25 protein-coding genes are annotated in these 25,865 nt (G+C 71.7%); 12 read left to right on the top strand and 13 right to left on the bottom strand.

Going from position 1 to position 25,865, the window contains the following annotated elements:
- Positions 1-41: 41 nt before the first annotated feature.
- Both Q7W82_RS04780 and Q7W82_RS04775 read right to left on the bottom strand, forming a co-directional pair.
- The gene (locus tag Q7W82_RS04780) at positions 42-1,442 is read right to left on the bottom strand and encodes an FAD/NAD(P)-binding protein (protein ID WP_242160235.1); all 1,401 of its coding nucleotides are present in this window, start codon (positions 1,440-1,442) and stop codon (positions 42-44) included.
- A 159-nt stretch (positions 1,443-1,601) separates the two neighbouring features.
- A complete protein-coding gene (locus Q7W82_RS04775; protein WP_242160234.1) occupies positions 1,602-3,560 on the bottom strand; it encodes a beta-N-acetylglucosaminidase domain-containing protein in 1,959 nt (652 codons plus the stop codon).
- A gap of 325 nt (positions 3,561-3,885) precedes the next feature.
- Here Q7W82_RS04775 and aroQ point away from each other — a divergent pair, with 325 nt between their 5' ends.
- The 4 genes from aroQ (at position 3,886) to accC (ending at position 6,716) form a co-directional block, all read left to right on the top strand.
- Entirely contained in the window at positions 3,886-4,332 is a 447-nt protein-coding gene (gene aroQ / locus Q7W82_RS04770; protein ID WP_242160233.1) for a type II 3-dehydroquinate dehydratase, read from the top strand.
- A gap of 87 nt (positions 4,333-4,419) precedes the next feature.
- Entirely contained in the window at positions 4,420-4,902 is a 483-nt protein-coding gene (accB, locus tag Q7W82_RS04765) for an acetyl-CoA carboxylase biotin carboxyl carrier protein (protein WP_148827977.1), read from the top strand.
- Between the two features lie 17 nt (positions 4,903-4,919).
- Positions 4,920-5,297, top strand: coding sequence for a four helix bundle protein (locus tag Q7W82_RS04760; protein WP_242160232.1), 378 nt, complete (start codon positions 4,920-4,922; stop codon positions 5,295-5,297).
- A 54-nt stretch (positions 5,298-5,351) separates the two neighbouring features.
- Positions 5,352-6,716, top strand: a complete 1,365-nt coding sequence (gene accC, locus Q7W82_RS04755) for an acetyl-CoA carboxylase biotin carboxylase subunit (RefSeq protein ID WP_010343850.1) — start codon at positions 5,352-5,354, stop codon at positions 6,714-6,716.
- Positions 6,717-6,916: 200 nt separating this feature from the next.
- Here the strand turns inward: accC and Q7W82_RS04750 are convergent, their stop codons facing one another.
- Positions 6,917-7,810: an AraC family transcriptional regulator gene (locus tag Q7W82_RS04750; RefSeq protein ID WP_242160231.1), complete on the bottom strand. Its 894-nt coding sequence runs from the start codon at positions 7,808-7,810 to the stop codon at positions 6,917-6,919.
- 95 nt (positions 7,811-7,905) lie between these two features.
- Between Q7W82_RS04750 and Q7W82_RS04745 the strand changes: the two genes are divergently transcribed.
- On the top strand, positions 7,906-8,679 hold the full coding sequence (locus Q7W82_RS04745; protein WP_242160230.1) for an SDR family oxidoreductase: 774 nt from the start codon (positions 7,906-7,908) through the stop codon (positions 8,677-8,679).
- Between the two features lie 76 nt (positions 8,680-8,755).
- On the opposite strand, the gene Q7W82_RS04740 is transcribed toward Q7W82_RS04745, so the two are convergent.
- Both Q7W82_RS04740 and Q7W82_RS04735 read right to left on the bottom strand, forming a co-directional pair.
- Positions 8,756-9,112 (bottom strand): hypothetical protein, encoded by a 357-nt coding sequence (locus Q7W82_RS04740; protein WP_242084645.1) that lies wholly within the window; start codon positions 9,110-9,112, stop codon positions 8,756-8,758.
- Positions 9,109-10,035, bottom strand: coding sequence for a hypothetical protein (locus tag Q7W82_RS04735; RefSeq protein WP_242160229.1), 927 nt, complete (start codon positions 10,033-10,035; stop codon positions 9,109-9,111). The genes Q7W82_RS04740 and Q7W82_RS04735 overlap by 4 nt, the downstream gene beginning before the upstream one ends.
- A gap of 222 nt (positions 10,036-10,257) precedes the next feature.
- On the opposite strand from Q7W82_RS04735, the gene prmA reads away from it, so the two are divergent.
- The 4 genes from prmA to fis all read left to right on the top strand — a co-directional run bounded on the left by prmA (position 10,258) and on the right by fis (position 13,306).
- Positions 10,258-11,178 (top strand): 50S ribosomal protein L11 methyltransferase, encoded by a 921-nt coding sequence (prmA, locus tag Q7W82_RS04730; protein WP_242160228.1) that lies wholly within the window; start codon positions 10,258-10,260, stop codon positions 11,176-11,178.
- 188 nt (positions 11,179-11,366) lie between these two features.
- Positions 11,367-11,747 (top strand): helix-turn-helix domain-containing protein, encoded by a 381-nt coding sequence (locus Q7W82_RS04725; protein WP_242160227.1) that lies wholly within the window; start codon positions 11,367-11,369, stop codon positions 11,745-11,747.
- Positions 11,748-12,044: 297 nt separating this feature from the next.
- Positions 12,045-12,917 (top strand): DUF3426 domain-containing protein, encoded by an 873-nt coding sequence (locus Q7W82_RS04720; RefSeq protein ID WP_311195506.1) that lies wholly within the window; start codon positions 12,045-12,047, stop codon positions 12,915-12,917.
- Positions 12,918-13,033: 116 nt separating this feature from the next.
- Positions 13,034-13,306, top strand: coding sequence for a DNA-binding transcriptional regulator Fis (fis, locus tag Q7W82_RS04715; protein WP_010343856.1), 273 nt, complete (start codon positions 13,034-13,036; stop codon positions 13,304-13,306).
- Positions 13,307-13,775: 469 nt separating this feature from the next.
- Here fis and Q7W82_RS04710 read toward each other — a convergent pair whose 3' ends face one another.
- From Q7W82_RS04710 to Q7W82_RS04675, 8 genes are all read right to left on the bottom strand, one after another.
- Complete coding sequence (locus Q7W82_RS04710) at positions 13,776-14,750, bottom strand: phosphatidate cytidylyltransferase (protein ID WP_242160225.1); 975 nt, start codon at positions 14,748-14,750, stop codon at positions 13,776-13,778.
- Positions 14,747-15,379, bottom strand: a complete 633-nt coding sequence (locus Q7W82_RS04705; protein ID WP_160946160.1) for a lysophospholipid acyltransferase family protein — start codon at positions 15,377-15,379, stop codon at positions 14,747-14,749. The genes Q7W82_RS04710 and Q7W82_RS04705 overlap by 4 nt, the downstream gene beginning before the upstream one ends.
- Complete coding sequence (locus Q7W82_RS04700) at positions 15,376-16,029, bottom strand: CDP-alcohol phosphatidyltransferase family protein (protein WP_242160224.1); 654 nt, start codon at positions 16,027-16,029, stop codon at positions 15,376-15,378. Before Q7W82_RS04700 ends, Q7W82_RS04705 begins: the two co-directional genes overlap by 4 nt.
- The gene (locus Q7W82_RS04695) at positions 16,029-17,504 is read right to left on the bottom strand and encodes a TIGR04222 domain-containing membrane protein (RefSeq protein ID WP_242160223.1); all 1,476 of its coding nucleotides are present in this window, start codon (positions 17,502-17,504) and stop codon (positions 16,029-16,031) included. The genes Q7W82_RS04700 and Q7W82_RS04695 overlap by 1 nt, the downstream gene beginning before the upstream one ends.
- A complete protein-coding gene (locus tag Q7W82_RS04690) occupies positions 17,501-17,950 on the bottom strand; it encodes a hypothetical protein (protein WP_242160222.1) in 450 nt (149 codons plus the stop codon). The genes Q7W82_RS04695 and Q7W82_RS04690 overlap by 4 nt, the downstream gene beginning before the upstream one ends.
- Complete coding sequence (locus Q7W82_RS04685) at positions 17,947-19,284, bottom strand: phosphatase PAP2/dual specificity phosphatase family protein (protein WP_242160221.1); 1,338 nt, start codon at positions 19,282-19,284, stop codon at positions 17,947-17,949. The genes Q7W82_RS04690 and Q7W82_RS04685 overlap by 4 nt, the downstream gene beginning before the upstream one ends.
- A complete protein-coding gene (locus Q7W82_RS04680) occupies positions 19,281-21,035 on the bottom strand; it encodes a bifunctional alpha/beta hydrolase/class I SAM-dependent methyltransferase (RefSeq protein WP_242160220.1) in 1,755 nt (584 codons plus the stop codon). Before Q7W82_RS04680 ends, Q7W82_RS04685 begins: the two co-directional genes overlap by 4 nt.
- Before the next feature lie 64 nt (positions 21,036-21,099).
- On the bottom strand, positions 21,100-21,714 hold the full coding sequence (locus Q7W82_RS04675; RefSeq protein WP_242160219.1) for a CDP-alcohol phosphatidyltransferase family protein: 615 nt from the start codon (positions 21,712-21,714) through the stop codon (positions 21,100-21,102).
- Between the two features lie 337 nt (positions 21,715-22,051).
- Between Q7W82_RS04675 and purH the strand changes: the two genes are divergently transcribed.
- Genes purH through purD form a run of 3 tightly spaced genes read left to right on the top strand, consistent with a single transcriptional unit; the run spans position 22,052 to position 25,849 of the window.
- Positions 22,052-23,635, top strand: a complete 1,584-nt coding sequence (gene purH, locus Q7W82_RS04670) for a bifunctional phosphoribosylaminoimidazolecarboxamide formyltransferase/IMP cyclohydrolase (protein WP_242160218.1) — start codon at positions 22,052-22,054, stop codon at positions 23,633-23,635.
- Positions 23,636-23,652: 17 nt separating this feature from the next.
- Positions 23,653-24,504: a hypothetical protein gene (locus Q7W82_RS04665; RefSeq protein WP_242160217.1), complete on the top strand. Its 852-nt coding sequence runs from the start codon at positions 23,653-23,655 to the stop codon at positions 24,502-24,504.
- 55 nt (positions 24,505-24,559) lie between these two features.
- Entirely contained in the window at positions 24,560-25,849 is a 1,290-nt protein-coding gene (gene purD / locus Q7W82_RS04660; RefSeq protein ID WP_242160216.1) for a phosphoribosylamine--glycine ligase, read from the top strand.
- The last annotated feature ends 16 nt before the right edge of the window (positions 25,850-25,865 follow it).

Raw genomic sequence — 25,865 nt, 5'->3', positions numbered from 1 at the left:
ACGCCAGCAGCGGGGGGCAACGCGCGCGCGCGGATCCGGGACTAGAACGCCAGCCGCTGCGGTGCATCGCCACTGGCATCACCATCGGCGGTTCGCGCCTGCGCCAGCGTCGCCAGCTCCTCGGCTAGGCGCTGCGCGGCGGCGCGCAGTTCCGGCACCGCGGTGATCTCCCATAGCCCGCCGCGCAACAGCGGTCCCAGGCAATACAGGCCGGCGACCGGCTGGCCGCCGGCGTCGCGCACTCGCAGCCGCGGATCGACCACCACCCCCAGGCCCAGCGGATCGGCCTGCAGCAGGCCGGCCTCGCGCAGTGCCGCGACCAGCGGATGGCTGGTGCGGGCGACGTCGGTATCCAGCCCGGTGGCGCGGATCAGCACGTCGAACTGCTCGGTGCGCGCGCCGCGGTCGGCGCGGTCGCGGATCACCGCTTCCACGGCGTCCTCGCCCAGGCGCGCACGCAGCAGGCGCCCGGCGCGGATCCGCAACTGCCCCTGCTGCTGCATCTGCGCCAGCGCGGTGGCCGCGGCCGGCGCCAGGCGGTGCCGCGCCACCTCCCAGTACGGCCGCAGGTGGCGCAGGAAACGGGCGCGCGCCGCCGGCGCCAGGCCGCTCCAGAACGGCTGCAGGTGCGGACGCAGCGCATCCACTACGCAGCGCCAGTCCTCCACCACCGTGGTCAGCTGGCGCAGGCTGCGCACCAGGCCGCGTAGGTCGTGACTGCGCAGCGCCTGTACGACGCTGGGCGGCAGGCTCACCGGCGCGCCCGGCTGCGGCAGGTGCGCCTGCGGCGCCAGGCCGCGCCGCGACAAGGCGGTGATCGCGCCGCGGTGGCCGCGCCGGCGCAGGGTCAGGGCCACGTCGGCCATGGTCAGGCCGGTGCCGACCAGCAGCAGCCGCGCCTGCGGCGGCACCGTGTCGAGCACGCCGTCCTGCCACGGCCAGCCGATGTAGCGCCGGTGCACCGCCAGGCGCGGGCCGACGCCCGGCAATGCCGCCGGCGGCAGCGCGCCGATCGCCAGCACCACCACGTCGCTGACGAAATCCTCGCCATTGGCCAGGAACACGCGGAAGCCCTGCGGATCGCGCTCCAATGCCACCGCCTCCTGCGCCAGCGGCACCACCTCGGTGGCCGGCTCCGCCAGGGCGGCCGCCAGGTGCTGCTCCAGGTACTGGCCGTACTGCAGCCGCGGCAGGAAGGCCACGCCCTGCGCGGCATCCAGCTGCAGCGCCGCGGCGAACCCGCCCGGATCCTGCGGATCCACGCCCAGGTCCTTGGCGCGCACGTTCAACAAATGCTCCGGCCGCGCCGCGCCATAGGCGACGCCGCGGCCGAAGGTGTCGGCCATGCCGACCAGGGTGATGCGGCTGGCGGTCCCCTGCCGGGCCAGCGCCGCAGCCAGCACGTTGCCGCAGAATCCTGCGCCGATGATCGCAATTCGCATGGCACGCACCTTGGCCGCTCGGGGCATCCTTTGTGCCCTGGATGCGGCGCGCGGGTGTAAATCGCCGGTTAATGCGTGCGCTGCGCGGCATGGCGATCGGGCATCAGCACATGGGCGATGCCCATGAGCAGGTCTTCGGCGCCGAGCGCCCGCCGCCCACTAGCGCGCTGGCGGGCGCTCCACCAGCCCGGGCGCATCGGCGATGAAGGTATCCAGCACGCCGTCGGCGACCTTGACCGGGCCGCCGAAGCGGGTCGCACCAGGGATGGAGGGAATCGCCGCCGCCTGCGCGGCGAGCTGCCTGGCCGTGGCGAAGGCCTGCCCGGCTGCCGGATCGCCGGCCAACGTCTGGTTCAGCCCGTCCACGCTCAGGCGCAGCGCGCGGCCCCATAGCGCGGTCGCGTCCAGCCACGGCGCCGCCTCGGCCACGAACGCGCCGGTCGCGGTGCCGGCGCGGATGCGCTGCGGTGCCGCCGCCAGGTCGTCGGCGGCGCGGCCCAGCGCGGCCAGCGCCGCGGTGCGGGCGGTCGGATCGCCGTCGGCCAGCGCGTCGCGGGCGGCGTCGATCAGCGCCTTGAGTCGCGGCGCCTGCGGCTGCCAGGGCAGATGGCCGAAGGTCGGCGCCAGGTGCTGGGTGTCGAAGAAGGTGAGCAGTGCGTCGGCCACCTGCGCATCGCCGCCGGCCAGGTCGCGCGCGGCCGCGCGCCAGGTCCGCGGCGCGTCGTAGCCGCGGTCGTTCCAGGCGAAGGCGAGCAGCCCGGCTACCGCCGGTCGGCTGGCCACTTCCTGGTTCATCGGGTTGGCCACGATGCCGCTCAATTCCGCCGACAGCCCGGCCTGGCGGCGATCGTACGGCGCCAGCAGCAGCCGCCCGGCGGTCTCGGCGAAATCGTTGACCGGGTAGTTGTCCCACAGCAGCGTCTTGCGTCCGAACGCCTTGGTCGCGTTCTTCGCATCGCTGACCGAGATCGACGCCGGGACCACGTCGGTGCCGGTCCACTGCACCACCACGCGCGGATCCAGCGCCTGCCGCAGCGTTGCCTTGTATGGGGACTCGGTGACGTTGAAGTACTCGGTCGGCACCATGATCAGCGCGCCGTGGCCGGCCGCGGCGATGTCCGCCTGCACCGCGTTGAGCAACTGCGCCTGCGCGGTGGCCGCGGCCTGTTCGCCGGCGGGGCCGAACGCGGCGGCGTCGCCGGGGCAGTTCCACTTGGTGTATTCGATGTCGTCGAAGGCGATGTAGAAGCTGCGCACGCCACGCGCGCGCAGCGCGGCGAACTTGCGCCGGATCGCCTGCAGGTCGGCCGCGTCGCTGTAGCAGATCGACGGCCCCGGCGAGAGCGCGTAGACGAAGTTGATGTGCTCGCGGTTGGCGACCGCGGCCAGCGTGCCCAGCGCCGCCAGCGTCGCCGCCGGGTATGGCGCGCGCCAGCGGTCGCGCGCGAAGGCGTCGTCCTTGGGGCTGTAGATGTAGGTGTTGGCCTTGAAGCGCGCCAGGAACGCCAGGTGCGCGGCACGCTCGGCCATGCTCCAGGGCTTGCCGTAGAAACCCTCGATCGTGCCGCGCACCGGCATCGCCGGCGCGTCGGTCACCGCCACCGAGGCGATGCGCCCGTGTGCGACCAGCTGCCGGAAGGTCTGCGCCGCGTGGTACAGGCCGTCGCCGTCGCGGCCGGCCAGCACGATCAGCGCGCCGCGGCCGCGGGCCACGCTGCCCAGCGCATAGCCCTCCGCGCGCTCCGGCACGTCCAGGTCGACGACGGCCAGCGCATCGCGCACCGGTGCCGCGTCGACCGTGCCGAGCACCACCGCCACCGCGTGCGGGTCGCGCGGCAGCGCGCTGGCGCGGCGGATGCGGGAGACCCCGGCCTCGCGCAGCACCGCACGCAACAGCGCGTCGGTGGCCGGATCGGGCGTGCCGGCCTGCACCAGCACCACCGACGGCCCCAGCGGCAGTTCCGGCCCGAGCAGACGCAGCGCGGTGGGTGCCGGGTACACCGCCGGCAGCGTCGCCGGCGCCGCCGCCAGCGCGGGCGTGGCGATCGCGCCGGCCAGCAGCGCCAGCGCCAGGATGGAGCGGCCAAGGCCGCCACGGCCAATTCGGTCGGTTCGCATGCGTCCACCCCTTGACTGGTATTTCAGTGATTTTGAAATGGTATATACCACCTCTCCGGGCGTGGCCGGGCATGGCCTCGGTGCCGCTATGTCCCTGCCCCATGCTGCGGCGACACTTGCATGGTCCGGCGCAAGATGCGACATAACCGCAGGCCGCGGCGCAGCGCGCGGTCCCACGCCGTCGAGGCCGGGCACATGCCCCCGCACGCCCGCTGCGGCCTGGCGGAAAAATCAAACGATTGTTTAAAACGCCCGCAACTTCGCCGAACTGGACAGCAATGCCGGCTTCGCGCAGACTGCCGCCCTTTCGGCTGCTTTGTTCCCGATGGCGCGACTGCTGCTGCTGCATGGCCCCAACCTCAACCTGCTCGGCACCCGCGAGCCGGGCGTGTACGGCCATGCCACCCTGGCGCAGATCGATGGCGCACTGCAGGCCCAGGCCAGCGCCGCCGGCCACCAGCTGGAGAGCCTGCAGTCCAACGCCGAGCACGTGCTGGTGGACCGGGTGCAGGCCGCGCGCGGCGACGGCACCGCCTTCATCCTGATCAACCCGGCCGCGTTCACCCATACCTCGGTGGCGCTGCGCGACGCGCTGGCGGCGGTGGCGATCCCGTTCATCGAGATCCACCTGTCCAACCCGCACGCCCGCGAACCGTTCCGCCACCACAGCTATTTCAGCGACCACGCGGTCGGCGTGGTCTGCGGCTTCGGCGCCGACAGCTACCGCTATGCGATGGACGCGGCGCTGACCCGGCTGGGAGCGGCCGCATGAGCCGCGCCCGACCGGTGCCCCGTACCCCCGTCTGAGTCCCCGGGCCGCGCGCCCGGTCTTTTTCAAAAGTCACCTCACGAGGCCGTTATGGATCTCCGCAAAATCAAGAAACTGATCGACCTGCTGGAAGAATCGAATCTCGCCGAGATCGAGATCAAGGAAGGCGAGGAAAGCGTGCGCCTGGCGCGCACCCCCAAGGGCATGACCGCCAGCGCGCCGCAGTACGTGGCCGCCGCCCCCGCGGCCGCGCCGGCCGCCGCCGCGCCGATGCCGATGAGCTCGCCCACCGAGGCCTCCACCGGCGGCAGCGCCAAGCCCGGCAACGCCCTGCCCGAGGGCCACGTGCTGCGCGCACCGATGGTCGGCACCTTCTACACCTCGCCGGCGCCGGACAAGCCGGCCTTCGTCAGCGTCGGCCAGGCGGTCAAGGCCGGCGAGACCCTGGCGATCATCGAAGCGATGAAGATGTTCAACCCGATCGAAGCCGACGTCTCCGGCACCATCGTCGCGATCCTGGGGGAAAGCGGCCAGCCGGTGGAGTTCGACCAGCCGTTGTTTGTGATTGGCTGAGACGCCGGGAATCGGGAGTGGAGAATGGGGAATCGTCGAAGCGGCCGCACGAGCGGCTCGACGTCTGGCGTGACTCCATGGATCTGGTGGAAATGATCTACCGCCTCTCCGAGACGTTTCCGGCGACGGAACGTTTCGGGCTGACGGCGCAATTGCGCCGCGCAGCGGTCAGCATCCCCGCCAACATCGCCGAAGGCGCTGCACGCCGTTCCACTCCCGAATACCTGCGTTTTCTGTCGATCGCACGTGGCTCGCTGTCCGAGGCCAGCACGCATCTGCAGATCGCGCGCCGGCTCGACTACATCTCCGACATCGCGGCACTCGACGGATTGATCGATACGATCTTCGCCAAACTGACCGCATTGATGAATGTTCTGAGCAAGCGCGGAGACTGACGATGCACGCCGTCCTCCATTCCCGATTCTCCATTCCCAATTCCCGGCCATCCCATGCTCGATAAAGTCGTCATCGCCAATCGCGGCGAAATCGCGCTGCGCATCCTGCGCGCGTGCCATACGCTCGGCATCCGCACGGTCGCGGTGCATTCCACCGTGGACCGCAACCTCAAGCACGTGGCCATGGCCGACGAGTCGGTGTGCATCGGCCCGGCGCCTTCGTCCGAGAGCTACCTCAACATCCCGGCGCTGATCGCCGCGGCCGAGGTCACCGACGCCCAGGCCATCCACCCCGGCTACGGCTTCCTGTCGGAGAACGCCGACTTCGCCGAGCGCGTGGAGCAGTCCGGCTTCATCTTCATCGGGCCCAAGGCCGACACCATCCGCCTGATGGGCGACAAGGTCGAGGCGATCCGCGCGATGAAGGCCGCCGGCGTGCCGTGCGTGCCTGGCTCGGGCGGCCCGCTGGGCGAGGATATCGTCGCCAACACCAAGATCGCCCGCGAGATCGGCTACCCGGTGATCATCAAGGCCGCCGGCGGCGGCGGTGGCCGCGGCATGCGCGTGGTGCATTCGGAGGCCGCGCTGAAGGCCGCGATCGAGACCACCAAGTCCGAGGCCAAGGCCGCCTTCAGCAACGACCAGGTGTACATGGAGAAGTTCCTGGAGAATCCGCGCCACGTGGAGATCCAGGTGCTGGCCGACGGCCAGGGCGGCGCCATCCACCTGGGCGAGCGCGACTGCTCGATGCAGCGCCGCCACCAGAAGGTGGTGGAGGAAGCGCCTGCGCCGGGCATCACCGAGGAACTGCGCAACGAGATCGGCAAGGTCTGCGTGGACGCCTGCATCCGCATCGGCTACCGCGGCGCCGGCACCTTCGAGTTCCTGTTCGAGAACGGGCGCTTCTACTTCATCGAAATGAACACGCGCATCCAGGTGGAGCACCCGGTCACCGAGCGCATCACCGGCATCGACCTGGTCTGCGAGCAGTTGCGCATCGCCGCCGGACACAAGCTCAGCATCAAGCAGAAGGACATCGTCCTGCGCGGCCATGCGATCGAGTGCCGCATCAACGCCGAAGACCCGGAAACCTTCATGCCCAACCCGGGCCTGATCACCGGCTTCCACCCGCCCGGCGGCCCCGGCGTGCGCGTGGACACGCACATCTACAGCGGCTACAAGGTGCCGCCGAACTACGACTCGATGATCGGCAAGCTGATCGTGCACGGCCCCGACCGCGAGACCGCGATCGCGCGCATGCGCGTGGCGCTGAGCGAGATGGTGGTGGACGGCATCAAGACCAACATCCCGCTGCAGCAGCGGATCATGCGCGACAAGGGCTTCCAGGCCGGCGGCCAGAACATCCACTACCTGGAAAAGCGCCTGGCCGAACGCAAGAACAAGTCGATCGCGCTGTAGGAACGACCGGGATTCGGGCTTCGCAAGGCGGAGCCCGGGTCCTGCTCCCTGCCTGGCTCCGGCCGCGAACGCGGCCGGAGCACCGTCAATCGGTCGCCGATGCGCGTCGACGGGATCCCTGCGGAGATCGCACCTCACCTGCGCGCGTCGTCCCAGGCGCTTCGCCACCCACGACGCACGCGTCGCCGCGGCCTCTGGCCTCAGCGCCTGGCATAGCGGCTGGGCGGTTCGCCGACCTGGCGGCTGAAGGCCACACTGAAGCTGCTGGTGGAGCCGTAGCCGACGCGTTGCGCCACCTCGGCCACGGTCATTGCGTCGCGCCGCAGCAGGTCCTTGGCCAGTTGCATGCGCCAGGCCAGCACGTACTCCATCGGCGCCACGCCGACGGTGCGGGTGAAGCGCTCGAAGAAGGTCGAGCGCGACAGCGCCGCCACCCGGGCCAGTTCGGTGACGGTCCAGGCATGGTCGACGCGGGCATGGATCTGCTTGAGCGCCATCGCCAGCCGCTCGTCGCCCAGCCCGCGCAGCAGGCCTGGCGGCGCCGTGCCCACGCTGGTCCAGCGCATGGCCTCGACCAGCAGCATCTCCACCAGCCGCGACAGCATGTAGTCGCTGCCCGGTTTCCGGTCGTGGTACTCCTCGCCCACCATCTGCACCAGCTGCATCAGGCGACCCGCCCCCCGCACGTGGACCACCGTCGGCAACAGCGCGGCCAGCAGTCCGGCATTGGCGCTGTCGAACAGGAAGGCACCGCCCAAGGCCAGCATGTCCGGCGCACCGCCCTGCTCGCCGTGGCGGAGCTCGCCCTGCCCGCCCGGGACGACCTGCGGATCGATGAACACCGGCGGCGCCGGCAGGACGCCGGAGAGGGTGAACGCCGGCGTGGTCGGCAACAGCACGAAATCGCCTGCCGCGATCGCGATGGGCGGGTGTCCGTCCACCGCCAGCACCGCACTGCCTTCCAGGACGATGCAGAACCCCGGTTGCCCGTACGCCGCATAGCGCACCGCCCAGCGGCCCTTGCCGCTGATCAGGTTGGCGAACACCGCCTGTGGGTGGAGCAAGCGCACGACATCGGAAAGCGGATCGGACATTCGGACGATCGCGAAACAAAAAAGGATTCTGCATTATCGATCATCCGGATCGCCCAGCCTATCGTGTCCTTCCGAGTCCACTCCTGGAGAACCCCATGAAGACCGTCCTGATCACAGGCTGCTCCTCCGGCTACGGCCTGGAGACCGCGCGCCATTTCCTGGCGCAAGGCTGGAACGTCGTCGCCAGCATGCGCCAGCCGCAGCCGGATCTGCTGCCGGCATCGCCGCAGTTGCGGCTGCTGGCGCTGGATGTGACCGACGCCGGCAGCATCGCGCGGGCGCTGGCGGCCGCCGGTCCGATCGACGCGCTGGTCAACAACGCCGGAATCGGCCTGTTCGGTGCGTTCGAAGCCACCCCGATGGCCACCGTGCGCGAGGTGTTCGAGACCAATACCTTCGGCACGATGGCGCTGTGCCAGGCGGTGATTCCGCAGTTCCGCCAGCGCCGCGCCGGCGTCATCGTCAACGTGACCTCCAGCGCCACGCTGGCGCCCTTCCCGCTGGTGGCGGCGTACACGGCCAGCAAGACCGCGATTGCGGGCTTCACCGCGTCGCTGGCGCACGAACTCGAGGCGTTCGATCTCCGGGTCAAGCTGGTGGAACCCGGCTACGGCCCGTCCACCCGATTCGCCGCCAATGGCCAGCAGCGCATGCAGGGGCTGATCCCGGATGCCTACGCGCCCTTCGCCAGCGAGGTGTTTGCCCGCCTGGGCCAACCGGCGGCGGTGACCATGCCCGGCGACGTCGCCCAGGCGATCTGGGACGCCGCCAACGACGCCAGCGACCGCCTGCACTACCCCGCCGGCGCCGATGCCCTGGCACTGTCCGCGCGGCCCCACCCCCAGCCGGCGCCCGCCACGGAGCGCTGATCTCCCAACCGCGAAGACCTCACAGGACCCGGGAATCCGCTCTTGCGACTCCCCATTCCCGATTTCCCACTCCCGGCTACTTCCCCTGCTGCGTCCCCACCACCGGCTCCACGCCCAGGCTCGAGGTCGGGCTGACGATCATCACCGTCTCGGTGGAGCCGTCCGGCCAGACGATCTGGAAGGTGCTGCCCGGGGCCAGGGTGGAGAACGGCATGCCGCTGTTGGCGCGGTAGATCGCCGCCACCTGCGCGGCGCCGGCGCGGCGCACGTCCGGCGTGGAGTGCGCCGTGGTCAGTTCGACCTTGGACAGGCCGCGGTAGCGCTGCTCGGCGGTGTCGATCAACAACAGGCCCGCCGCCGCCGCCGAATAGGCGACGAAGGCCAGGACCCAGAACCAGAATTTGGCGCCGTGCAGCCATCGCCGGTAATTCATGAGCCTGCTCCCGTGCTGTCCACCAGTCGGTTGACCATGTCGTTCATCGTGTCCGTGCCTTGCCGCGGGACCGCGGCGTCGTAAACAAAGCTGCTGAAATCCTGGGTGGGATCGCGCGAGCAGATCCCGCCGTTGGCGCAATAGCGGGTCATCAACTCGCTGTCCGGGCCGCAATCCAACCCCAGCCTGCAGGCGGCCAACTGCCAGGCCAATTCGGAAAACTGGGTGCCGGCCACGCGGCCGTCCAGGCCGTCGTCGCCGCTGGCGGCCAGGCCCATCGCCGGGGCCAGCGCCACGTAGGCATCGGGATCGCCGGAGGCCCGCACCCGCGCCACCAGATCGCGCTTGTACTCGGCGCCGGCGTGCAATGGCTGGCCCAACGCCAGCAGCGCCGCTTCGGCGGCCAGGTTGCCGCCGCGCGCGGCCTGCACGCGCTGGGCGACAATGGTCTGCCGGGTCAGGCCGTCGCCGGGCACGAACCCGGCGCAGCGGCGGCCGACGCGGGCACGCGCCTGCACCATCTGCGCCGAGGTCGGCAGGCGCGCGTCGGCAATCGCGCGGGTGTCGGCGCCATAGCCGATCGGGTCCATCGCATAGCCGGCGCAATAGTCGTAGATGCGGCTGAGCCGCCAGGACGCCTCGGGGTCGCCGTGCGCGGCGGCGATCGACAGCTGCTGCGCGGCACGGTAGAGATCGGCGCCGCGTTCGCCCTCGGTCTCGCCACGTAGGCGCGCCGGCGTCGACGCCGGCAGCGGCGCGCTGGCCGGCGCGGCGGGCGCAGGAGCGGCACCGGCCGCCACCGCGGTCGTCGGCACGGCCGCGGCCGGCGCCACCGGCAAGGACAGCGCGCGATACGCGACCACGCCCAGCAACAGCGCGGCGGGCGCCAGCAACAGCCAGGTTGGACGGGACACGACGGGCATGCGCGAGAGAGCCGAACGACGGGCAGAAGCGCAGCCGGACCCCCTGTCGCCCGGCCGCTGCGAGCCGGCAGTCTACCCCAGGCCGCGGCCACGGCATGCGCCAAATACCTGTGGCGGCGGCGGCGCCCGGACGAACGGCACGCTGCGCCGGCAAGGCGGCCTCCAGCGCGAGGTCCGCCGCCCGTCTAAGATGCGCGCTTCCCCTCCTTGCCCCACCGACCGATGCCGTTCCTCGAACTGACCCTGCGCTGCACCGACGCCACCCAGCCCCGCTACGAAACTGCGCTGGAGGACGTCGGCGCGCTGGCGGTGACCCTGCTCGATGCCGATGCCGACACCAGCAACGAACGCGCGATCCTGGAACCGGGCGTGGGCGAGACCCCGCTGTGGGGCACGCTGGTGCTGAGCGCGCTGTTCCCCGAGGACCAGGACGCGCTGGTGCTGCTGGCCGCGCTGGAGGCGTTCGACCCCGGGCTGGACTGGGCCCAGGTCACTTTCCGCAAGGTCGACGACCAGGACTGGGAACGGGCCTGGCTGGACCAGTTCCAGCCGATGCGCTTCGGTGCGCGCACCTTCATCGTGCCGTGGAACCACGACCTGCCGGAGGACGCCAGCGGCGCCGACGCCGCGGTGGTGCGCCTGGATCCGGGCCTGGCGTTCGGCTCCGGCACCCACCCGACCACCGCGCTGTGCCTGCGCTGGCTGGACGCGCTGGCCACCGAGGGCGTCCTGACGCAGGCGCGCGTGCTCGATTTCGGCTGCGGTTCGGGGATCCTGGCACTGGCCGCGCTGAAGCTGGGCGCCGCCGCCGCGGTGGGCGTGGACAACGACCCGCAGGCGCTGCTGGCCAGCCACGACAATGCCGAGCGCAATGCGGTCGGCGAGCGCCTGGCGGTGTACCTGCCCGCCGACGAACCGGCCGCCACCTATCCGGTGGTGGTGGCCAACATCCTGGCCTCGGCGCTGGATGCGCTGGCGCCGACCCTGGCCGCGCGCGTGGCCCCGGGCGGCCGCATCGCCCTGTCCGGCATCCTGCACGGCCAGGAACAGGAACTGCTGCAGCGCTACGCGCCGTGGTTCACGCAACTGCGCACCGAACAGGACGGCGACTGGATGCGCATCGACGGCGTGCGCCGCGACTGAACCGCGGGCGCGACCACGCCCGGCAGCACCGGGTGCGGCATTCGCCAAGCCAGAGCGCGGCCCGCGCTGAAGCGGGCCCACCGCAGTGAAGCAAAGACAGTATCGCTAACATTTCACCGCCGGACAGCGCTACGAACTAACCGTGGCGGCCGGCGCGGCTATATCTCGCCTCCCCTGCGGAGGTGCGTGTGAACAGCAAGCTGTACGAACGGGTGCGCGAAGCGCGCAAGCTCACCGGCCTCACCCAGGAGGCCCTGGCGCTGGACCTGGGCGTGACCCGCAGCGCCGTGGCGCAGTGGGAAATGGCCGAGGGCACCGCGCCGGCCGTGGAGCACCTGATCGCCCTGGCCCGCCGCAGCGGGCTGAGCTTCGAGTACCTGGCCACCGGCCGCGGCGAGCGCGTGTTCGGCGAACCGATCGCGGTGGACGCCGCCGCCATCGGCGAACTGCGCAACCAATACCAGTTCACCGACCAGCACCTGCGCCTGCTGGAACGCTTCGAAAGTCTGAGTCCGCGCCAGCGCGCCGGCCTGCTGGACCTGCTCGATCCCCGCAAGCCGCAGCGCTGAGCACGCCGCGGCGGATCGCCAAGCCGGCCGCGTCAGCAGGCCCGGGCGATGGCGGCGCGGATCTTCTGCGCATGCCCCGGCTGGAGGCGGTGTCTCCCCATGGCGCGTTTGGCCATGCGCTCCGACAAACGACAAGTGCTGTGGCGTGCTAGCGCATGGGCATGGAGGCTCGTCGACCCTCGTGACGGCTCTTGCTCCGGCCCTGTCCCGTCCTGGAAGGCCACAGCCCGTCCGCCGTGCGCTGCAGATCCCGCCGGCGCATGCTTGAATACGGCTCTCCCGTCGCCGCCGTCGCGCATGCCCGATCGCACTCCGCCCCGCCCCAGCCTCGCCACCTTGCTGCGTCAGCCCGATCCGTCCGCCACACAGGACGAGACGCCGGTCGCGCCGGCGGCGGGCGACGCTGCGTCGGCACCCGTGGCGCCGCTGACCGACACCGCAGCGCCGCCCGTGGCGCCGAGCGTCTCGCCCGCGTCTGCGAACGCGACGCCGGTCGAGACCGAGCGCGCCATCGACACGCACCACGCCACGCCTGACACGGACGACCTGGAGGCGCGGATGCCAGCGCCCGCGCCGGCGACGGACCCCACGCCGGCACCGGTCCCCGCCACGACCGCGGCCACCGCGACCGCCAGCCCCGCTGCCGCACCCGTTGCCGCACCGAGCTTCCTGCACGGCCCGCGCGGGCGGCGCCCGGTGCTGCGCGCTGCACCGTGGCAGTGGATCGCGCTGGTCGGGCTGGGCCTGTTGCTGGCGTTGCAGATCCTCATCGCCGATCGCCAGCGCCTGGGCGCCGACCCGCGCTGGCGGCCATGGGTGGCCGGGGTCTGCCAGGTCCTGCGCTGCAGCGTGCCGGCCTGGCGCGAGCCGGCCGCCTTCACCATGCTCAGCCGCGAAGTGCGGCCGCTGCCCGGCCAGGCCGGCACCCTGCAGGTGCAGGCGACCTTCCGCAACGACGCACGCTGGGCGCAGGCCTGGCCGCTGCTGCAGTTGTCGCTGGCCGACGCCGACGGCCGCACCATCGGCAGCCGCGTGCTGCGCCCGCAGGAGTACCTGGGCCGCGCGCGTCCGGACAGCGCCACCCTGGCGCCGGGACAGAGCGCACAGATCGCGTTCCAGGTGCGCGAACCGGCGGCCGAGACTGCGGCATTCAGTTTCGATTTCCACTGAGAACGCTGCGTTCGGGCACTCCGCCATGGCAGCGGCGCAGGCCACGCGCTAGACTCGTCCCCCCGCGCCGGCCCTCCTGCCGTCCGGTGCCGCTGTCATCCGGGGATCCGTCGAACTTGAACGCCGCCACCACTCGTCCTGACTCCAGTCGCGGCGCGCCGAAGCCGCCGCTGCGCGAACACGTGGCGCAATCGGTCCGCCGCTACCTGCGCGACCTCGACGGCTGCGACGCCGACGACGTGTACGAGATCGTGCTGCGCGAGATGGAGATCCCGTTGTTCGTGGAAGTGCTCAACCATTGCGAAGGCAACCAGAGCCGCGCCGCCGCGCTGCTGGGCATCCACCGCGCCACCCTGCGCAAGAAGCTCAAGGAATACGGGCTGGCCTGAGTGAGGCCGGGATTGGGGATTCGGGATTCGGGAATCGGGAATCGGGAATCGGGAATCGGGAATCGGGAATCGGGAATCGGGAATCGGGAATCGGGAATCGGGATCGCATCGTGCTGTCCTGCATGACGTGACTGTCAAGCAATCCGATACGGAGCGTGTAGCGCCTGCACATCGCCCGCGTAGGAGCGGCTTCAGCCGCGACGCCTGAAACCTACCCAGGCGATCGAACGCACTACCGCAGCGAAGAAAACACCGAACGCCGAAACGCGCGCCTCGCGACTGTGGGAGGGGCTTCAGCCCCGACGCGACATCGTCTAAAGATGCGGGTGCGGAAGCCATGCTGTCCTCCTGCGCGATCAGCCGCGATGCGCTCTCGGCAAAGCATCGCGCCTGAAACCGCTCCTACGCCCGCACAGGCGCACACGCGCACCGCGCGCCGCTCCAACCAATCCCCACCACTCCCCGTCCCTCACACCCATCCATAGCGGATCAGGTGGAAGAACACCGGTGCCGCAAAACACACCGAATCCAGTCGATCGAGCACGCCGCCGTGGCCTTCGATCATGTGGCCCCAGTCCTTGATGCCGCGGTCGCGCTTGATCGCCGACATCACCAGGCCGCCGAAGAAACCCATCAGGTTGGCCACCAGCGCCAGCGCGAACGCCTGCAGCGGCGAGAACGGGGTGATCCACCACAGCGCCGCACCGAGCAGGCTGGCCGAGAGGATGCCGCCGACGAAGCCTTCCACGGTCTTGGACGGCGACAGCTTGGGCGCGATCAGATGCCGGCCCAGCAGCTTGCCCCAGACGTACTGCAGCACGTCCGAGGACTGCACCACGATCACCAGGAACGCGAACAGCAGCAGGTTGCGGTCCTCGTAGCCGGGGATGCGCAGGTTCAGCAGCGCGGGCACGTGCGAGATGCAGAACACGCAGATCATCAGCCCCCACTGCACCTTGGCCGTGCGCTCCAGGTAGCGCGTGGTATCGCCACCGATCGTTGCCAGGATCGGCAGCACCAGGAACGCGTAGACCGGGATCAGCAGCGTGTACAGGCCGTACCAGTCGCTCCACACCAGCCAGTACTGCCACGGCAGCACCACGTAGAACGCGGCCAGCAGCGCGTAGTAGTCGCCGCGCCGGGTCGGGGTGAGGGTGATGAACTCGCGCAGCGCGAACAGCGACACCAGCGCGAACAGCACGATCACGCCGAGCCGGCCGAAGGCGAACGCCAGCGCCACCACCCCGGCCATCACCCACCAGGCGCGGATCCGCGCCACCAGGTTGTCCAGCACCGCGCTGGGCCGCCCGCGTGCGCGCCAGCGCAAGGTCTCGGCGATCAGCGTGGCCACGATCAGCACCGTGGGGATGCCCAGGAACAGCCACACCGTCTGTTGTCGCAGCGAGGATTGCTGCAGGTGGTCGCTCAGCGCGATCGGATTCATCGGGCCGCCTCCGCCTGCTCCGGCGCCAACGCCAACAAGGCGGCACGCGCGCGATCGAGGAAGGCCTGCTTGTCCTCGCCGGCGCCCAGCCGCAGCGGTTCGCCGAAGGTGGTGGTGCACAGCAGCGGCAGCGGCAGCCACATGCCCTTGGGCATCACCCGCTTGAGGTTGTCGATCCACACCGGCACGAACTCCAGTTCCGGACGCTGCCGCGCCAGGTGATAGAGCCCACTCTTGAACGGCAGCAGGCCGTCCTCGGTGTTGCGCGTGCCTTCCGGGAACAGGATCAGCGAGCCGCCGGCGTCCACCGCCTCGCACAGGCAGTCGATCGGATCGCGCGTGCGCTGCGCGGCCTCGCGCTCGATCAGCACGCCGTTGAATACGGCGTGGATCAGGTAGCGGCGCAGCGCGTCGCGCTGCCAATAGTCGGCCGCCGCCACCGGCCGCACCTCGCGCCGCAGCGGCGCTGGCAGCGACGACCAGATCAGCACGAAATCGCCGTGGCTGGCATGGTTGCCGTAGTACACGCGGCGTTCGCTGGACGGCATGCAGCCGCGCCACAGCGCACGTGCGCCGGTGAGCAGGCGGATCGCGGCGCTGCAGCCGCGGGCGATCAGGCGGGCGATCATTTCCACTCCAGTTCGCGCACGATGGCGCGCACGCGGATCACGATGGTGAGGGCGGCAGCGGCGATCAGCAGCGCCAGCGCCACGGCAAGGAGCATGCGGGCCAGCGTGGCGTGCTGCAGCAGCAACGACGCGGCCGCCAACAGCGCGGCCAACGACAGCCAATGCATGCGCTGCACGCGCGCCATCGGCCCCTGCAGCGGTTCGCGCACCGCGCAGGCCAGGCCGAGCATGCGTACGTAGGCAGTGCCCACGCACAGCAAGGCGGCGGCCCAGCCCAGTTCCGCGCCGATGCCCAGCACCGGCTGCAGGCCGTAGCCCACGCCCAGGCACACCGCCACGTCCGACAAGCGGTCCGGCGCCTCGTTGTACACCACACCGGCACGGCCGATCATCTGCGCCTGCTGCGCCAGCAACCCGTCCAGGCGGTTGCACAGCAGCCGCGCCTGCAGCGCCAGCGCCGCCAGCACCAGCAGCGCGGCGGCGTTGGCCGGCGGCTCGCGCCAGGCCAGGGCGAACATCAGCGCAGCCAGCACCGCGCACGCCAGCCCGCTCCAGGACACACCGTTGGGCGTGGCCCCGCGCGCGTGCAACGCCAGCGCCAGCCGCGTTCGCCACTGCGCGCGCCGCACCTGCCAGCTCGAACCGGCCATCAGTCGCCGCCTCCACACCCGCCGCAGCCACCGCCGCCGCAACTGCTGCCGCCCCCATCGCTGCTGCCAGCGCCACAGCTACTGCAGCTCGTCGTTGAACAACGGCCGCCACGGCCGTTGGCCCCCGGTGCGCGCAAGGCGTGGTAGTCGGCCCAGGGCGTGGTCATCAGCACGCTGGTGCCGGCCAGGGCCAGCGGCAACGCCAGGTGCGAACCGGGCGCCAGCGAGGGCGCGGCGACGCCGTCGCGCCAGGCCGCATCGCGGTTGGCCAACAGGGCGTCACCGGCGACGCTGCGCCGCGGCGGCGTGAGCAGGAAGCCGAGCGCAACGACCGCGACCACCACCATCGCTGCCACCAGGAAGCCGATCGGGCGCTGCAGTTGCAGGCCGATACGCAGCTTCAGCAGGCCCATCGTCCACAGCGCCAGCAACGGTGCGGCGCCGAACAGGCGCGCGCACAACGCCTGCCCCTGGCCAAGCCACAGCCCCTTGTCGACCAGCGCCCGGCGCAGCGGCGCGGCGTCGCGCTGCAACGCGGCCAGTGCCGGCTGCAGGTACGGATGCGCGTGCACGATCGCCAGCGCGCGCTGCAACGATGGTGTTGCCGCGACACCGGTGAGCCGCAGCCGCGCGTGGCGGCGCACATGCGGTTCGGCCTGCAGGCGCACCGCACCGGCCGCCAGCAGCAAGGCCAGTTGTTGATCGGCGACGCGCTCGCTGCCACCGGCCAGGTAGGCCAGTTCGGTGGCGTCCAGTGGCGTATCGAGCGCCGCGCCTGGCAGTGCGCGCACCGCCAGGCGCAGACGCGCGCCCAGACTCCAGGCCAGGCCGATGCCGGCCAGGAACAGCAGCAGGAACGGCGGTCCCGGCCAGTGCAGCGGCGAAAGCGGGCCGTGGCGCTGCCATAGCACCGCGAACAACAGCGCCACGCCCAGCATCCAGCCCCACAGGGCGATGCCGCCGCGCGCGGTCGCGGTGTCGCGCGTGCTTGCCTGGCGCATTGCCGGCGCGAGCGGCGGCGCGCCGGCCGGTGCCGGCCAGCACGCCGCCGGCGGTTCGCCGAAGTAGTGCCGGTAGTGCGACAGGGTGGCCGCGTACTGGGCCTGGAAGCGCGCGGCGTCGGCCGGGTCGCCGCGCCCGGGATGGTGGTGCAGCGTACGGCGCAGGACCTGTGGACAGAACCGCTGCCAGTACTCGCGGGTATCGGTGAGATGGGCATGCCAGGCCTGGTCGACCAGCGGACTTGGCGTGATCTCCTCGCCGGCGACGCAGGCCAGGAAGCAGAAGCGCCGGTACTCCTCGACCAGGTGCGCGGCCAGCGCCAGCGACACGCCGGCCTCCTCGGCGACGCGGCGCTCGAACGCCGGCAACGCCGTCTCGCCCTCGCCGAAACCATCGGCCTGCAGACGCTGCCACAGCGCCGCGTGATCGGGATCGACCGCGGCCGGCCGCAGCGGCGTGGGCGTTCGCGTCATCGCATCGCCCCCCAGCCGGCCGGCGCCATGCACAGCGCCAACACCAAGGCGAGCGCCTGCAAGGCGAAGCACAGCACCTGCCGCCGCAACAGGCGGCGCATGCCCTGCCAGCGCGCCAGCCAGTCGCGCGGCGGCGGCAGCGTGCGCAGCAGGCCCAACCGCTGCAGCGCCGCGTCCAGGTCGGCACCGGCGCGCGCTGGGTCGGCCTCGGCCAGCACCGCCTCGAGCAGATCCGCATCCAACCCGACCCGTGCCGCCCAGTAGCGCTGCAGCAGGCCGGCCAACACCGAGCCTCCGCACAACGCCGCGGCGAGCATGGCGCCGGTGCCGGCATACCAGGCGCCCAGCAGCAGGGCCGTCGCCAGCAACACCCGCGACAGCCGATCCAGCGGCGCGCCCTGGCGCAGCACCGCCGCCATCGTGCGCAATTCCAGCGGCGTGCTCATGCCGGCAGTTCCTGCGCCTGCAGCGACGCCGGCGGCGCGGTGCAGGCGGCGGCGATGGCGGCACGCTGCGCCGGTCCCAGCACGATCCGCGGCGCGCGCGCACGGAGCAGCGCCAGCGCGTCGTCCACGTTGGCGGCACGGCCGCTGCGCAGCAGCCAGGTGGCGACCGCGGCCGCGCTGCGCGAATAGCCCAGCGCGCAGCAGGCCAGTACCTGGCCGTGCGCGCGCGCCGCTTCGATCGCGTCGGCGGCCATGCGCAAGGCTGCGGCCGGCGGCGCCACCAGGTCCAGCATCGGCACCACGCGGTCGTGCGCCTGCGCCTCGCGCAACGACAGTTCCGCACTGACATCGACCACCACGGCGAAGCGTGCGCGCTCGCCACGGCCGGGTAGGCGCCCGAGCCAGACGCCGTCGGCGATCGCGCGCGGCGCCGGATCGCGCCAGGTCCAGGCGCGCGAGTTGAGCCAGGCAGCGGCCAGGTACGGCGCGTACAGCCAGCGCGCGGCCAGGCTCAGCTGGCCGTCGGCGCGCTTCTGCAGGCCGAGCGGGCCGAGCAGTGCATAGCTGAGCGCGACCAGCAGCAACGATAGCGCCGGCCACAGCAGCCACCAGCCGGCGCCCCCGAGCGCGCGTGCGGCGGCCGCGCAGGCCGCGCTGCCGAGCAGGTACAGCGCGGCCAGGCGCCAGCGCCGCGGATCGCGCGCCGGCGCCGCGGCCCGCCACGGCGCGGCGATGCGCTCCGGCCACAGCCACACGCACAGCCAGCCGGCGGCCAGGCCGGTGGGCACGTCGAGGAAATGGTGCTGGTAGGTGGTCAGCACCGACAGCCCGATCAGCGCGAACCAGCCGTGCAGGACCCACCGCGCCAGCCCGTGCAGGTGTTGCGCGTAGCGCACCCACAGCACCACCAGCAGCACGATGTGCAGCGACGGCGCCTGGTTGAACGGCTTGTCGAAGCCGAGCAGCACTGCGAACAGCCAGCCGAACACGCCCTCGGTCGGCGGCCGCTCGAAGCTGAAGCGCAGCGGCCACAGCAGGAAGCAGGCCACCGCCAGCAGCTGCGCGGTGAGCAGGCGCCGTGCATGCGTGTCCAGTTCGGCGCGCGTGCGGCAGACGAAGAACGAGGCCGCGTAGAACAGGTCGATCGACCAGTACGGGACGATGCTCCACGGCCAGAACGGGATGTGGGTTTCCCAGGCGAACGGCAGCGCCGGCACGTCGGCGCGGCGCGCGGCCAGGGTGTTGGCCAGGCCGTAGCTGAGGAAGAAGAACGGCCCCAGCAGCGCCAGCCAGGCCAGCGCACGCCGCCACGGCCGCGTGGCCGCAACGCTCATGGCGCGATCCGCTGCGCCAGCGACACGGTGAAGATGCCCCAGTCGTCGATGCGCTGCTCCAGCTTGCGGAAGCCGGCCACCCGCACCAGTTCGTCCATCTCCTGCTGGGTGCGCCGGCGCATCACCCAGGCCGCGCCGCCGCGGTGGCTGGTCAGCGCGCGGGCGATGAACTCCAACTGCGGATGCCAGGGCTGGCCGGTGTAGGCCAGGTAACCGCCCGGCGCCACCGCCGCGGCCACGCCGTGCAGCGATCGCAGCACCTGGTCGTTGTCCGGGAACAGCTCGTACAGGCCCGACACCACCGCCAGCGTCGGCCGCGGCTGCAACGCCGCCAACGCGTCGCGGTCGAAGGCGTCGCCCTGCTCGAAGCGGGCGATGTCGGCGGCGCCGAGCGCGGCAATCAGCGCGCGGCCCTGCTCCACGTTCAACGGGCTGAAATCGCGCAACAGGATCGCGTCGGCGCGCTGGCTGCCGCCGGCCAGCGCTTCCAGCACGTAGCGGCCGTGGCCGGCGGCGATGTCCAGCGCGCGCACCGGCAGGCCGGCGGCGCGCAGCCGCTGCATCGCCAGGCCCAGTAGTTCGTGCAGATGTTGGCGGCGCACGCGGATGCCGCGCCAGCCGATCGCATCCAGGTAGTTGCGGTCGATCATCCGCCCCAGCGGGCCGCGCCCGGCGGCCTGGTCGCGGTAGATGTAGTCCAGCGTGCTGCCGGAATCGAAGCCGGTCTGCAGGCCCAGGGCGATGCCCTCGGACAGCCGCCCGCCCAGGCGCAGCCCGGCGCGCACGCCGCGCCAGCGCAGGTCCTGCAGGCTGTAGCGCTGCGGCGGCCAGGCCAGGCGCTCGGCTTCCTCGAAGGTCGGCCCGCGCCGGTGCGCCTGACGCAGGCTGGGCAGCGCCGGCGCCTCGGCGAAGCGCGCGCGCACGAAGCGGCGGATCTGCGCCAGCGCCGGCGCGCGGTCGCGCTCGCCCAGGGTGTCGTGGAAGAAGCCGGGCAGCAGGTGACGCTCCTTCACCGGCGAGGACAAACGCTCGTAGAAGCGATCCTGCGGCCCGCGGTGCACCACGAAATCGCTGCCGGACACCAGCAGTTGCACCGGTACGGTAATCGCCTGCGCATCGTCGACCACGCGGTCCGCCGCCGCATACAGGCCCAGCAACACCCGCACCGAGATCGGCCGGGTGATCAGCGGATCGGTGCGGTAACTCTCGACCCGCGCCGGGTCGTGGGTCAGCCACTGCGGCTTGACGTAGCTGTTGACGAAAAAGTTGCCGCGCAGCTTCCGCAGCAAGGCCAGCCCGTGCCGTGCGAACGGCACGTACAGCTTGACCTTGAACGCCGGCGAGGCCAGCACCAGCGCGCGCAGCGGCGGCGCGTAGTCGTGCACCCAGGCGCTGGCGATCACCGCGCCCACGCTCTGCGCCACCACCACAATGTCCTGCACGGCGATGCCGTGGACCTCGCCGATGTGCGCGACGAAGCGGTCCAGGTCGCGCACCAGCGCCGGGAAGCCGGGCGCGTCGCCGCGCGCACCGGGCGAGCGACCATTGCCGCGCGCATCCCACGCGAACAGCGCGCAGTCGTCCAGGCCCAGTTCCTCGGCCAGGTGCATGACCCGCCCGGAATGTTCGTGGCCGCGGTGCAGCAGCAGCACCGCCCGCGGCGGCGCCGCCGGCGCGGTGGCCGGCCAGTGCCGGTAGAACAGCCGTGTGCCGTCGAAACTGGCGAATTCGCTTTCGTTGACCTGCCGCATCCGTTGCCGATGTCCTGTCTGCCGTGAATCCCTGTGCCCTGCAGCCGCGCCGGCCGCCCCCCACTCACGCGCGCGTGGCCGCCTCGCGCAATCCGGCGGCGACCCGACGCACCACGGTCGCCAAGCACAATAGCGCCGTGGCCATGGCGACCCCAGTCACCGTCGCCGCCCCGATCCAGCCGCCGGCCAGCAGCAGCCCCAGCAGGCCGACGACGAAGGCACGATCGCTCTTGCCCATCGGCCCATCGTAGCGGCGACTGGCGCCGACCATCAGCCCGAGCACGCCGGCATATTCGGTCATCGCGGCAGTCAGCGCCATCAGCCACAGCCAGCCGGCGCCAACGCCGGGCACGCCGAGCAGGCTCAGGTACAGTGCCGCATCGGCGACCACGTCGCTCAGTTCGTTGAGGTAGGCGCCCAGCCGCGACTGCTGGCCGAACTCGCGCGCCAGCATGCCGTCCACCGCGTTCAAGGCCATCCGCAGCAGCATCCACAGCGGCAGCAACGCGTACCACAGCGGCTGCGTGGCGCCTTGCGCGTAGACCACCGCGGCGACCAGCAACGACAGCAGCGCCGCGGCCACGGTCACCTGGTTGGCGGTGACGCCGCGCCGGTACAACACGCGCACGCCCGGCCGCAGCAGATCCTGGAAACGTCCTTTGAGGGCATAGATCGACACGCGCGTGGTCCTGACGGCGAGGGCGGGGCGGCGACAGCCTAATGCATCGCCGCGGCAGCGCGCGCGATGGCGCGCGTGCAGCCCGGCAACCCGCTGACCCACACGGGCGTCGCCAGCGACGGCCCACCCCGTGCGCCGCATCGACACGCGGCAGGGTGCCGCGCAGCACGGCCCGCGCTGCGGATCGGCACATGCGCACGACCACCGCATCCCGGCGCGATCGCCTGGAGCGCGCTGCCGCAGGCACGATCGGCGGGCCGGGCGCGCGCCCCGGCCGGGCGTCGGCGGGCCTCAGCGCCTACAATGGCGGCCCGTTCCGCTGCCCCCGCCCTGCCCCATGTCCTCCGATTTCCTGCCCGTGCGCCGGGCGCTGCTGTCCGTTTCCGACAAGACCGGCCTGATCGACCTGGCCCGCGCGCTGGCCGCGCGCAACGTCGAGCTGCTGTCCACCGGCGGCACCGCCAAGGCGCTGCGCGAGGCCGGGCTGGCGGTGAAGGACGTGTCCGAGCTGACCGGCTTCCCGGAGATGATGGACGGCCGGGTCAAGACCCTGCACCCGCTGGTGCACGGCGGCCTGCTCGGCCGCGCCGGCACCGATGATGCGGTGATGGCCGAGCACGGCATCGCCGCGATCGACCTGCTGGTGCTCAACCTGTATCCGTTCGAGCGGGTCACCGCCGATGCCAACTGCACGCTTGACGTGGCGGTCGAGAACATCGACATCGGCGGCCCGGCGATGCTGCGCTCGGCGGCCAAGAACTTCGCGCGCGTGGCGGTGGCCACCGATCCGGCGCAGTACGCCGAGCTGCTGGCCGAGCTGGAGGCCAACGACGGCCGGCTGTCGGCGGGCAAGCGCTTCGCCCTGGCCGTGGCCGCGTTCAACCGCGTCGCCCAGTACGACGCGGCGATCAGCAACTACCTGTCCGCGGTCACCGCCAGCGACGCCGCGGTGCCGGTGCGCAGCCCGTTCCCGGCGCAGATGAACTCCAGCTTCGTCAAGGTGATGGAACTGCGCTACGGCGAGAACCCGCACCAGCAGGCCGCGTTCTACCGCGACCTCTTCCCCACCCCGGGCACCCTGGCCACCTTCACCCAGTTGCAGGGCAAGGAGCTGTCCTACAACAACATCGCCGACAGCGATGCGGCCTGGGAGTGCGTGCGCCAGTTCGACGCGCCGGCCTGCGTCATCGTCAAGCACGCCAACCCGTGCGGCGTGGCGGTCGGCGCCGGCTGCGGCGACGCCTACGAACTGGCCTACGCCACCGACCCGACCAGCGCCTTCGGCGGCATCATCGCCTTCAACCGCACGCTGGATGCGGCCACCGCCAAGGTCATCCTGGACCGCCAGTTCGTGGAGGTGCTGATCGCCCCCGACTACGATGACGCCGCGCTGGAGTACGCCAAGAAGAAGGCCAACGTGCGCGTGCTGCGCATCCCCGCCGGCGACGGCGCCTACGGCATCGACAGCAAGCGCGTCGGCTCCGGCATCCTGCTGCAGACCAGCGACGCCCACGTGGTCCCGCGCGATGCGCTGAAGGTGGTGACCCGCCTGGCGCCGACCGAGGCGCAGTTCGCCGACTTGCTGTTCGCGTGGAAGGTGGCCAAGTACGTCAAGTCCAACGCCATCGTCTACGCCAAGGACCACCGCACCATCGGCGTGGGCGCCGGGCAGATGAGCCGGGTGTATTCGGCGCGCATCGCCGGGATCAAGGCCACCGATGCCGGCCTGGCCGTGGAAGGCTCGGTGATGGCCTCCGATGCGTTCTTCCCGTTCCGCGACGGCATCGACGCCGCCGCCGCGGCCGGCATCAAGGCGGTGATCCAGCCCGGCGGTTCGATGCGCGACGCCGAGGTCATCGCCGCGGCCGACGAGCACGGCATCGCCATGGTGTTCACCGGCGTGCGCCACTTCCGTCACTGAGTCCCGGAGCGCTGCGCATGTCGGCTGTCGCGCCCCGTCCGCTCGCCGTGCTGGCCCTGGCCGGCGTGCTCGTGCTCGGCGGCTGCACGCCGGCCGCGACGCCCGCACCCAGCGCGGCACCTGCGTCCGCCAGCGCCGCAGCGCCGGCCCACGTCAGCCGCACCGCGCGGCTGCAGGCGTTCCTGCAGCAACGCTACGGCAGCGCTGCCATGCTCGCCGGGCACTGGCCGGGGCAGTGGACCCAGGATGGCGCGAGCCATGCGGTGGATTGGCAGGTCTGCGCCGAACAGCCGGTGGTCATCGGCGACGGCTGGCAGCAGTTGCTGGCGGTGTGCGGCACGCTGCGCGATGCCGGCCATCCGGAGCCGGGCACCATCGACTTCTACGTGCTGCGCCCCGAGGGCCAGGGCTTCGCCGTCGCCGCCGAGCGCACCGGCGGCACCTACGGCAGCAACGGCCAGCCGGGCGAGGTCGGCATCGTCCGCGCCGGCAGCGACTTCTACGGGTTCCGCGTGGAGGACGGCTGGTTCGGCCAGGGCTACGCGCTGCAATCGCAAACGCTGATCCTGCCCGGCCCCAAGGGCCTGGTCGATGCCGGCAGCCTGCGCAGCCACATCGACAACGGCGCCGCCGCCGACTGCGACGCCGCCGATGCGGCAGCGGACTGCAAGGCCGGCCAGTTCGACCTCGACTTCGCCCTGCGCTTCGACGACCGCGACCACGCCGCCCGCGTGTGGCCGCTGCTGATCGAGGAAACCGGCGTGGATTGCGGCCAGCGTCAGGTCCAGCGCGAACACCGCTTCGTGCTGGACACCAAGACCTGGACCTACCATTTCCCCGAAGCGCTGCAGCGCGAAGGCTGCGCATGAGGCACGCGCACCCGGTGCAGCCGCTCCCCTTTCCCCTGCAATCTGGAATTCCGCGATGAAACTGCTCGTCATCGGCTCCGGCGGCCGCGAACACGCCCTGGCCTGGAAGCTGGCCCAGTCCCCCCGTGTCGATGAAGTGCTGGTGGCGCCCGGCAATGCCGGCACCGCCAGCGAGGCCAAGTGCCGCAACGTGCCGGTCAAGGTGAACGACCTCGACGGCCTGCTCGCGCTGGCCCAGGACGAAGGCGTGGCGCTGACCGTGGTCGGCCCGGAAGTGCCGCTGGTGCTGGGCGTGGTCGACCGCTTCCGCGCCGCCGGGCTGCGCATCTTCGGCCCCACCGCCGCCGCCGCGCAGTTGGAAGGCAGCAAGGCCTACGCCAAGGACTTCCTGCAGCGCCACGGCATTCCCACCGCGTTCTACGCCGTGCACACCGAGGTCGAGGCCGCGCTGGCCTATGTCCGCGACAAGGGCGCGCCGATCGTGATCAAGGCCGACGGCCTGGCCGCCGGCAAGGGCGTGATCGTGGCGATGTCGCTGGCAGAGGCCGAGGCCGCGGTGCGCGACATGCTCTCCGGCAACGCCTTCGGCGACGCCGGCGCGCGCGTGGTGATCGAGGAATTCCTCGACGGCGAGGAAGCCAGCTTCATCTCCATGGTCGACGGCCACACCGCGTTGCCGATGGCCACCAGCCAGGACCACAAGCGCGTCGGCGATGGCGACACCGGCCCCAACACCGGCGGCATGGGCGCGTACTCGCCCGCACCGGTGGTGACGCCCGAGGTGCACGCGCGGGTGATGCGCGAGGTGGTCGAGCCGACCGTGCGCGGCATGCGCGACGACGGCGTGCCGTTCACCGGCTTCCTCTACGCCGGACTGATGATCGACGCCAGCGGCGCGCCCAAGGTGATCGAGTTCAACGTGCGCTTCGGCGACCCGGAAACGCAGCCGGTGATGCTGCGCCTGCAGTCGGACCTGCTCGACCTGCTCGAGGCCGCGCTCGACGAACGCCTGCACGCGACCGAGGCGCAATGGGATCCGCGCCCGTCGCTGGGCGTGGTGCTGGCGGCGGCGCCGTATCCGGAGACGCCTGTCACTGGTGAAGCGATCACCGGCCTGGACGCGGTGCCGGCCAACGCCAAGGTGTTCCATGCCGGCACCACGCTGGACGCGCAGGGCCGCGTGCTCAGCGCCGGCGGCCGCGTGCTGTGCGTGGCGGCGCTGGGCGACAGCGTGGCGGAGGCGCAGCGGCATGCGTACGCCGGCGTGGAGCAGATTCATTGGGCCAGCGAATTCCACCGCCATGACATCGGCTGGCGCGCGATCGCGCGCGAGCAGGGGGCGTAGCACGTCGCCACGTGGA

It is taken from the genome of Xanthomonas indica (assembly GCF_040529045.1).
In the GTDB taxonomy this organism is placed as follows: Bacteria; Pseudomonadota; Gammaproteobacteria; order Xanthomonadales; family Xanthomonadaceae; genus Xanthomonas_A; species Xanthomonas_A indica.
This window is presented reverse-complemented; position numbering and strand designations above follow the sequence as displayed.

Coding starts and splice junctions, on each gene's coding strand:
- Q7W82_RS04780 (WP_242160235.1), bottom strand. CDS start 1,442: ATGCGAATTGCGATCATCGGCGCAGGATTCTGCGGCAACGTGCTGGCT.
- Q7W82_RS04775 (WP_242160234.1), bottom strand. CDS start 3,560: ATGCGAACCGACCGAATTGGCCGTGGCGGCCTTGGCCGCTCCATCCTG.
- aroQ (WP_242160233.1), top strand. CDS start 3,886: ATGGCGCGACTGCTGCTGCTGCATGGCCCCAACCTCAACCTGCTCGGC.
- accB (WP_148827977.1), top strand. CDS start 4,420: ATGGATCTCCGCAAAATCAAGAAACTGATCGACCTGCTGGAAGAATCG.
- accC (WP_010343850.1), top strand. CDS start 5,352: ATGCTCGATAAAGTCGTCATCGCCAATCGCGGCGAAATCGCGCTGCGC.
- Q7W82_RS04750 (WP_242160231.1), bottom strand. CDS start 7,810: ATGTCCGATCCGCTTTCCGATGTCGTGCGCTTGCTCCACCCACAGGCG.
- Q7W82_RS04745 (WP_242160230.1), top strand. CDS start 7,906: ATGAAGACCGTCCTGATCACAGGCTGCTCCTCCGGCTACGGCCTGGAG.
- Q7W82_RS04740 (WP_242084645.1), bottom strand. CDS start 9,112: ATGAATTACCGGCGATGGCTGCACGGCGCCAAATTCTGGTTCTGGGTC.
- Q7W82_RS04735 (WP_242160229.1), bottom strand. CDS start 10,035: ATGCCCGTCGTGTCCCGTCCAACCTGGCTGTTGCTGGCGCCCGCCGCG.
- prmA (WP_242160228.1), top strand. CDS start 10,258: ATGCCGTTCCTCGAACTGACCCTGCGCTGCACCGACGCCACCCAGCCC.
- Q7W82_RS04720 (WP_311195506.1), top strand. CDS start 12,045: ATGCCCGATCGCACTCCGCCCCGCCCCAGCCTCGCCACCTTGCTGCGT.
- Q7W82_RS04710 (WP_242160225.1), bottom strand. CDS start 14,750: ATGAATCCGATCGCGCTGAGCGACCACCTGCAGCAATCCTCGCTGCGA.
- Q7W82_RS04705 (WP_160946160.1), bottom strand. CDS start 15,379: ATGATCGCCCGCCTGATCGCCCGCGGCTGCAGCGCCGCGATCCGCCTG.
- Q7W82_RS04700 (WP_242160224.1), bottom strand. CDS start 16,029: ATGGCCGGTTCGAGCTGGCAGGTGCGGCGCGCGCAGTGGCGAACGCGG.
- Q7W82_RS04695 (WP_242160223.1), bottom strand. CDS start 17,504: ATGACGCGAACGCCCACGCCGCTGCGGCCGGCCGCGGTCGATCCCGAT.
- Q7W82_RS04690 (WP_242160222.1), bottom strand. CDS start 17,950: ATGAGCACGCCGCTGGAATTGCGCACGATGGCGGCGGTGCTGCGCCAG.
- Q7W82_RS04685 (WP_242160221.1), bottom strand. CDS start 19,284: ATGAGCGTTGCGGCCACGCGGCCGTGGCGGCGTGCGCTGGCCTGGCTG.
- Q7W82_RS04680 (WP_242160220.1), bottom strand. CDS start 21,035: ATGCGGCAGGTCAACGAAAGCGAATTCGCCAGTTTCGACGGCACACGG.
- purH (WP_242160218.1), top strand. CDS start 22,052: ATGTCCTCCGATTTCCTGCCCGTGCGCCGGGCGCTGCTGTCCGTTTCC.
- Q7W82_RS04665 (WP_242160217.1), top strand. CDS start 23,653: ATGTCGGCTGTCGCGCCCCGTCCGCTCGCCGTGCTGGCCCTGGCCGGC.
- purD (WP_242160216.1), top strand. CDS start 24,560: ATGAAACTGCTCGTCATCGGCTCCGGCGGCCGCGAACACGCCCTGGCC.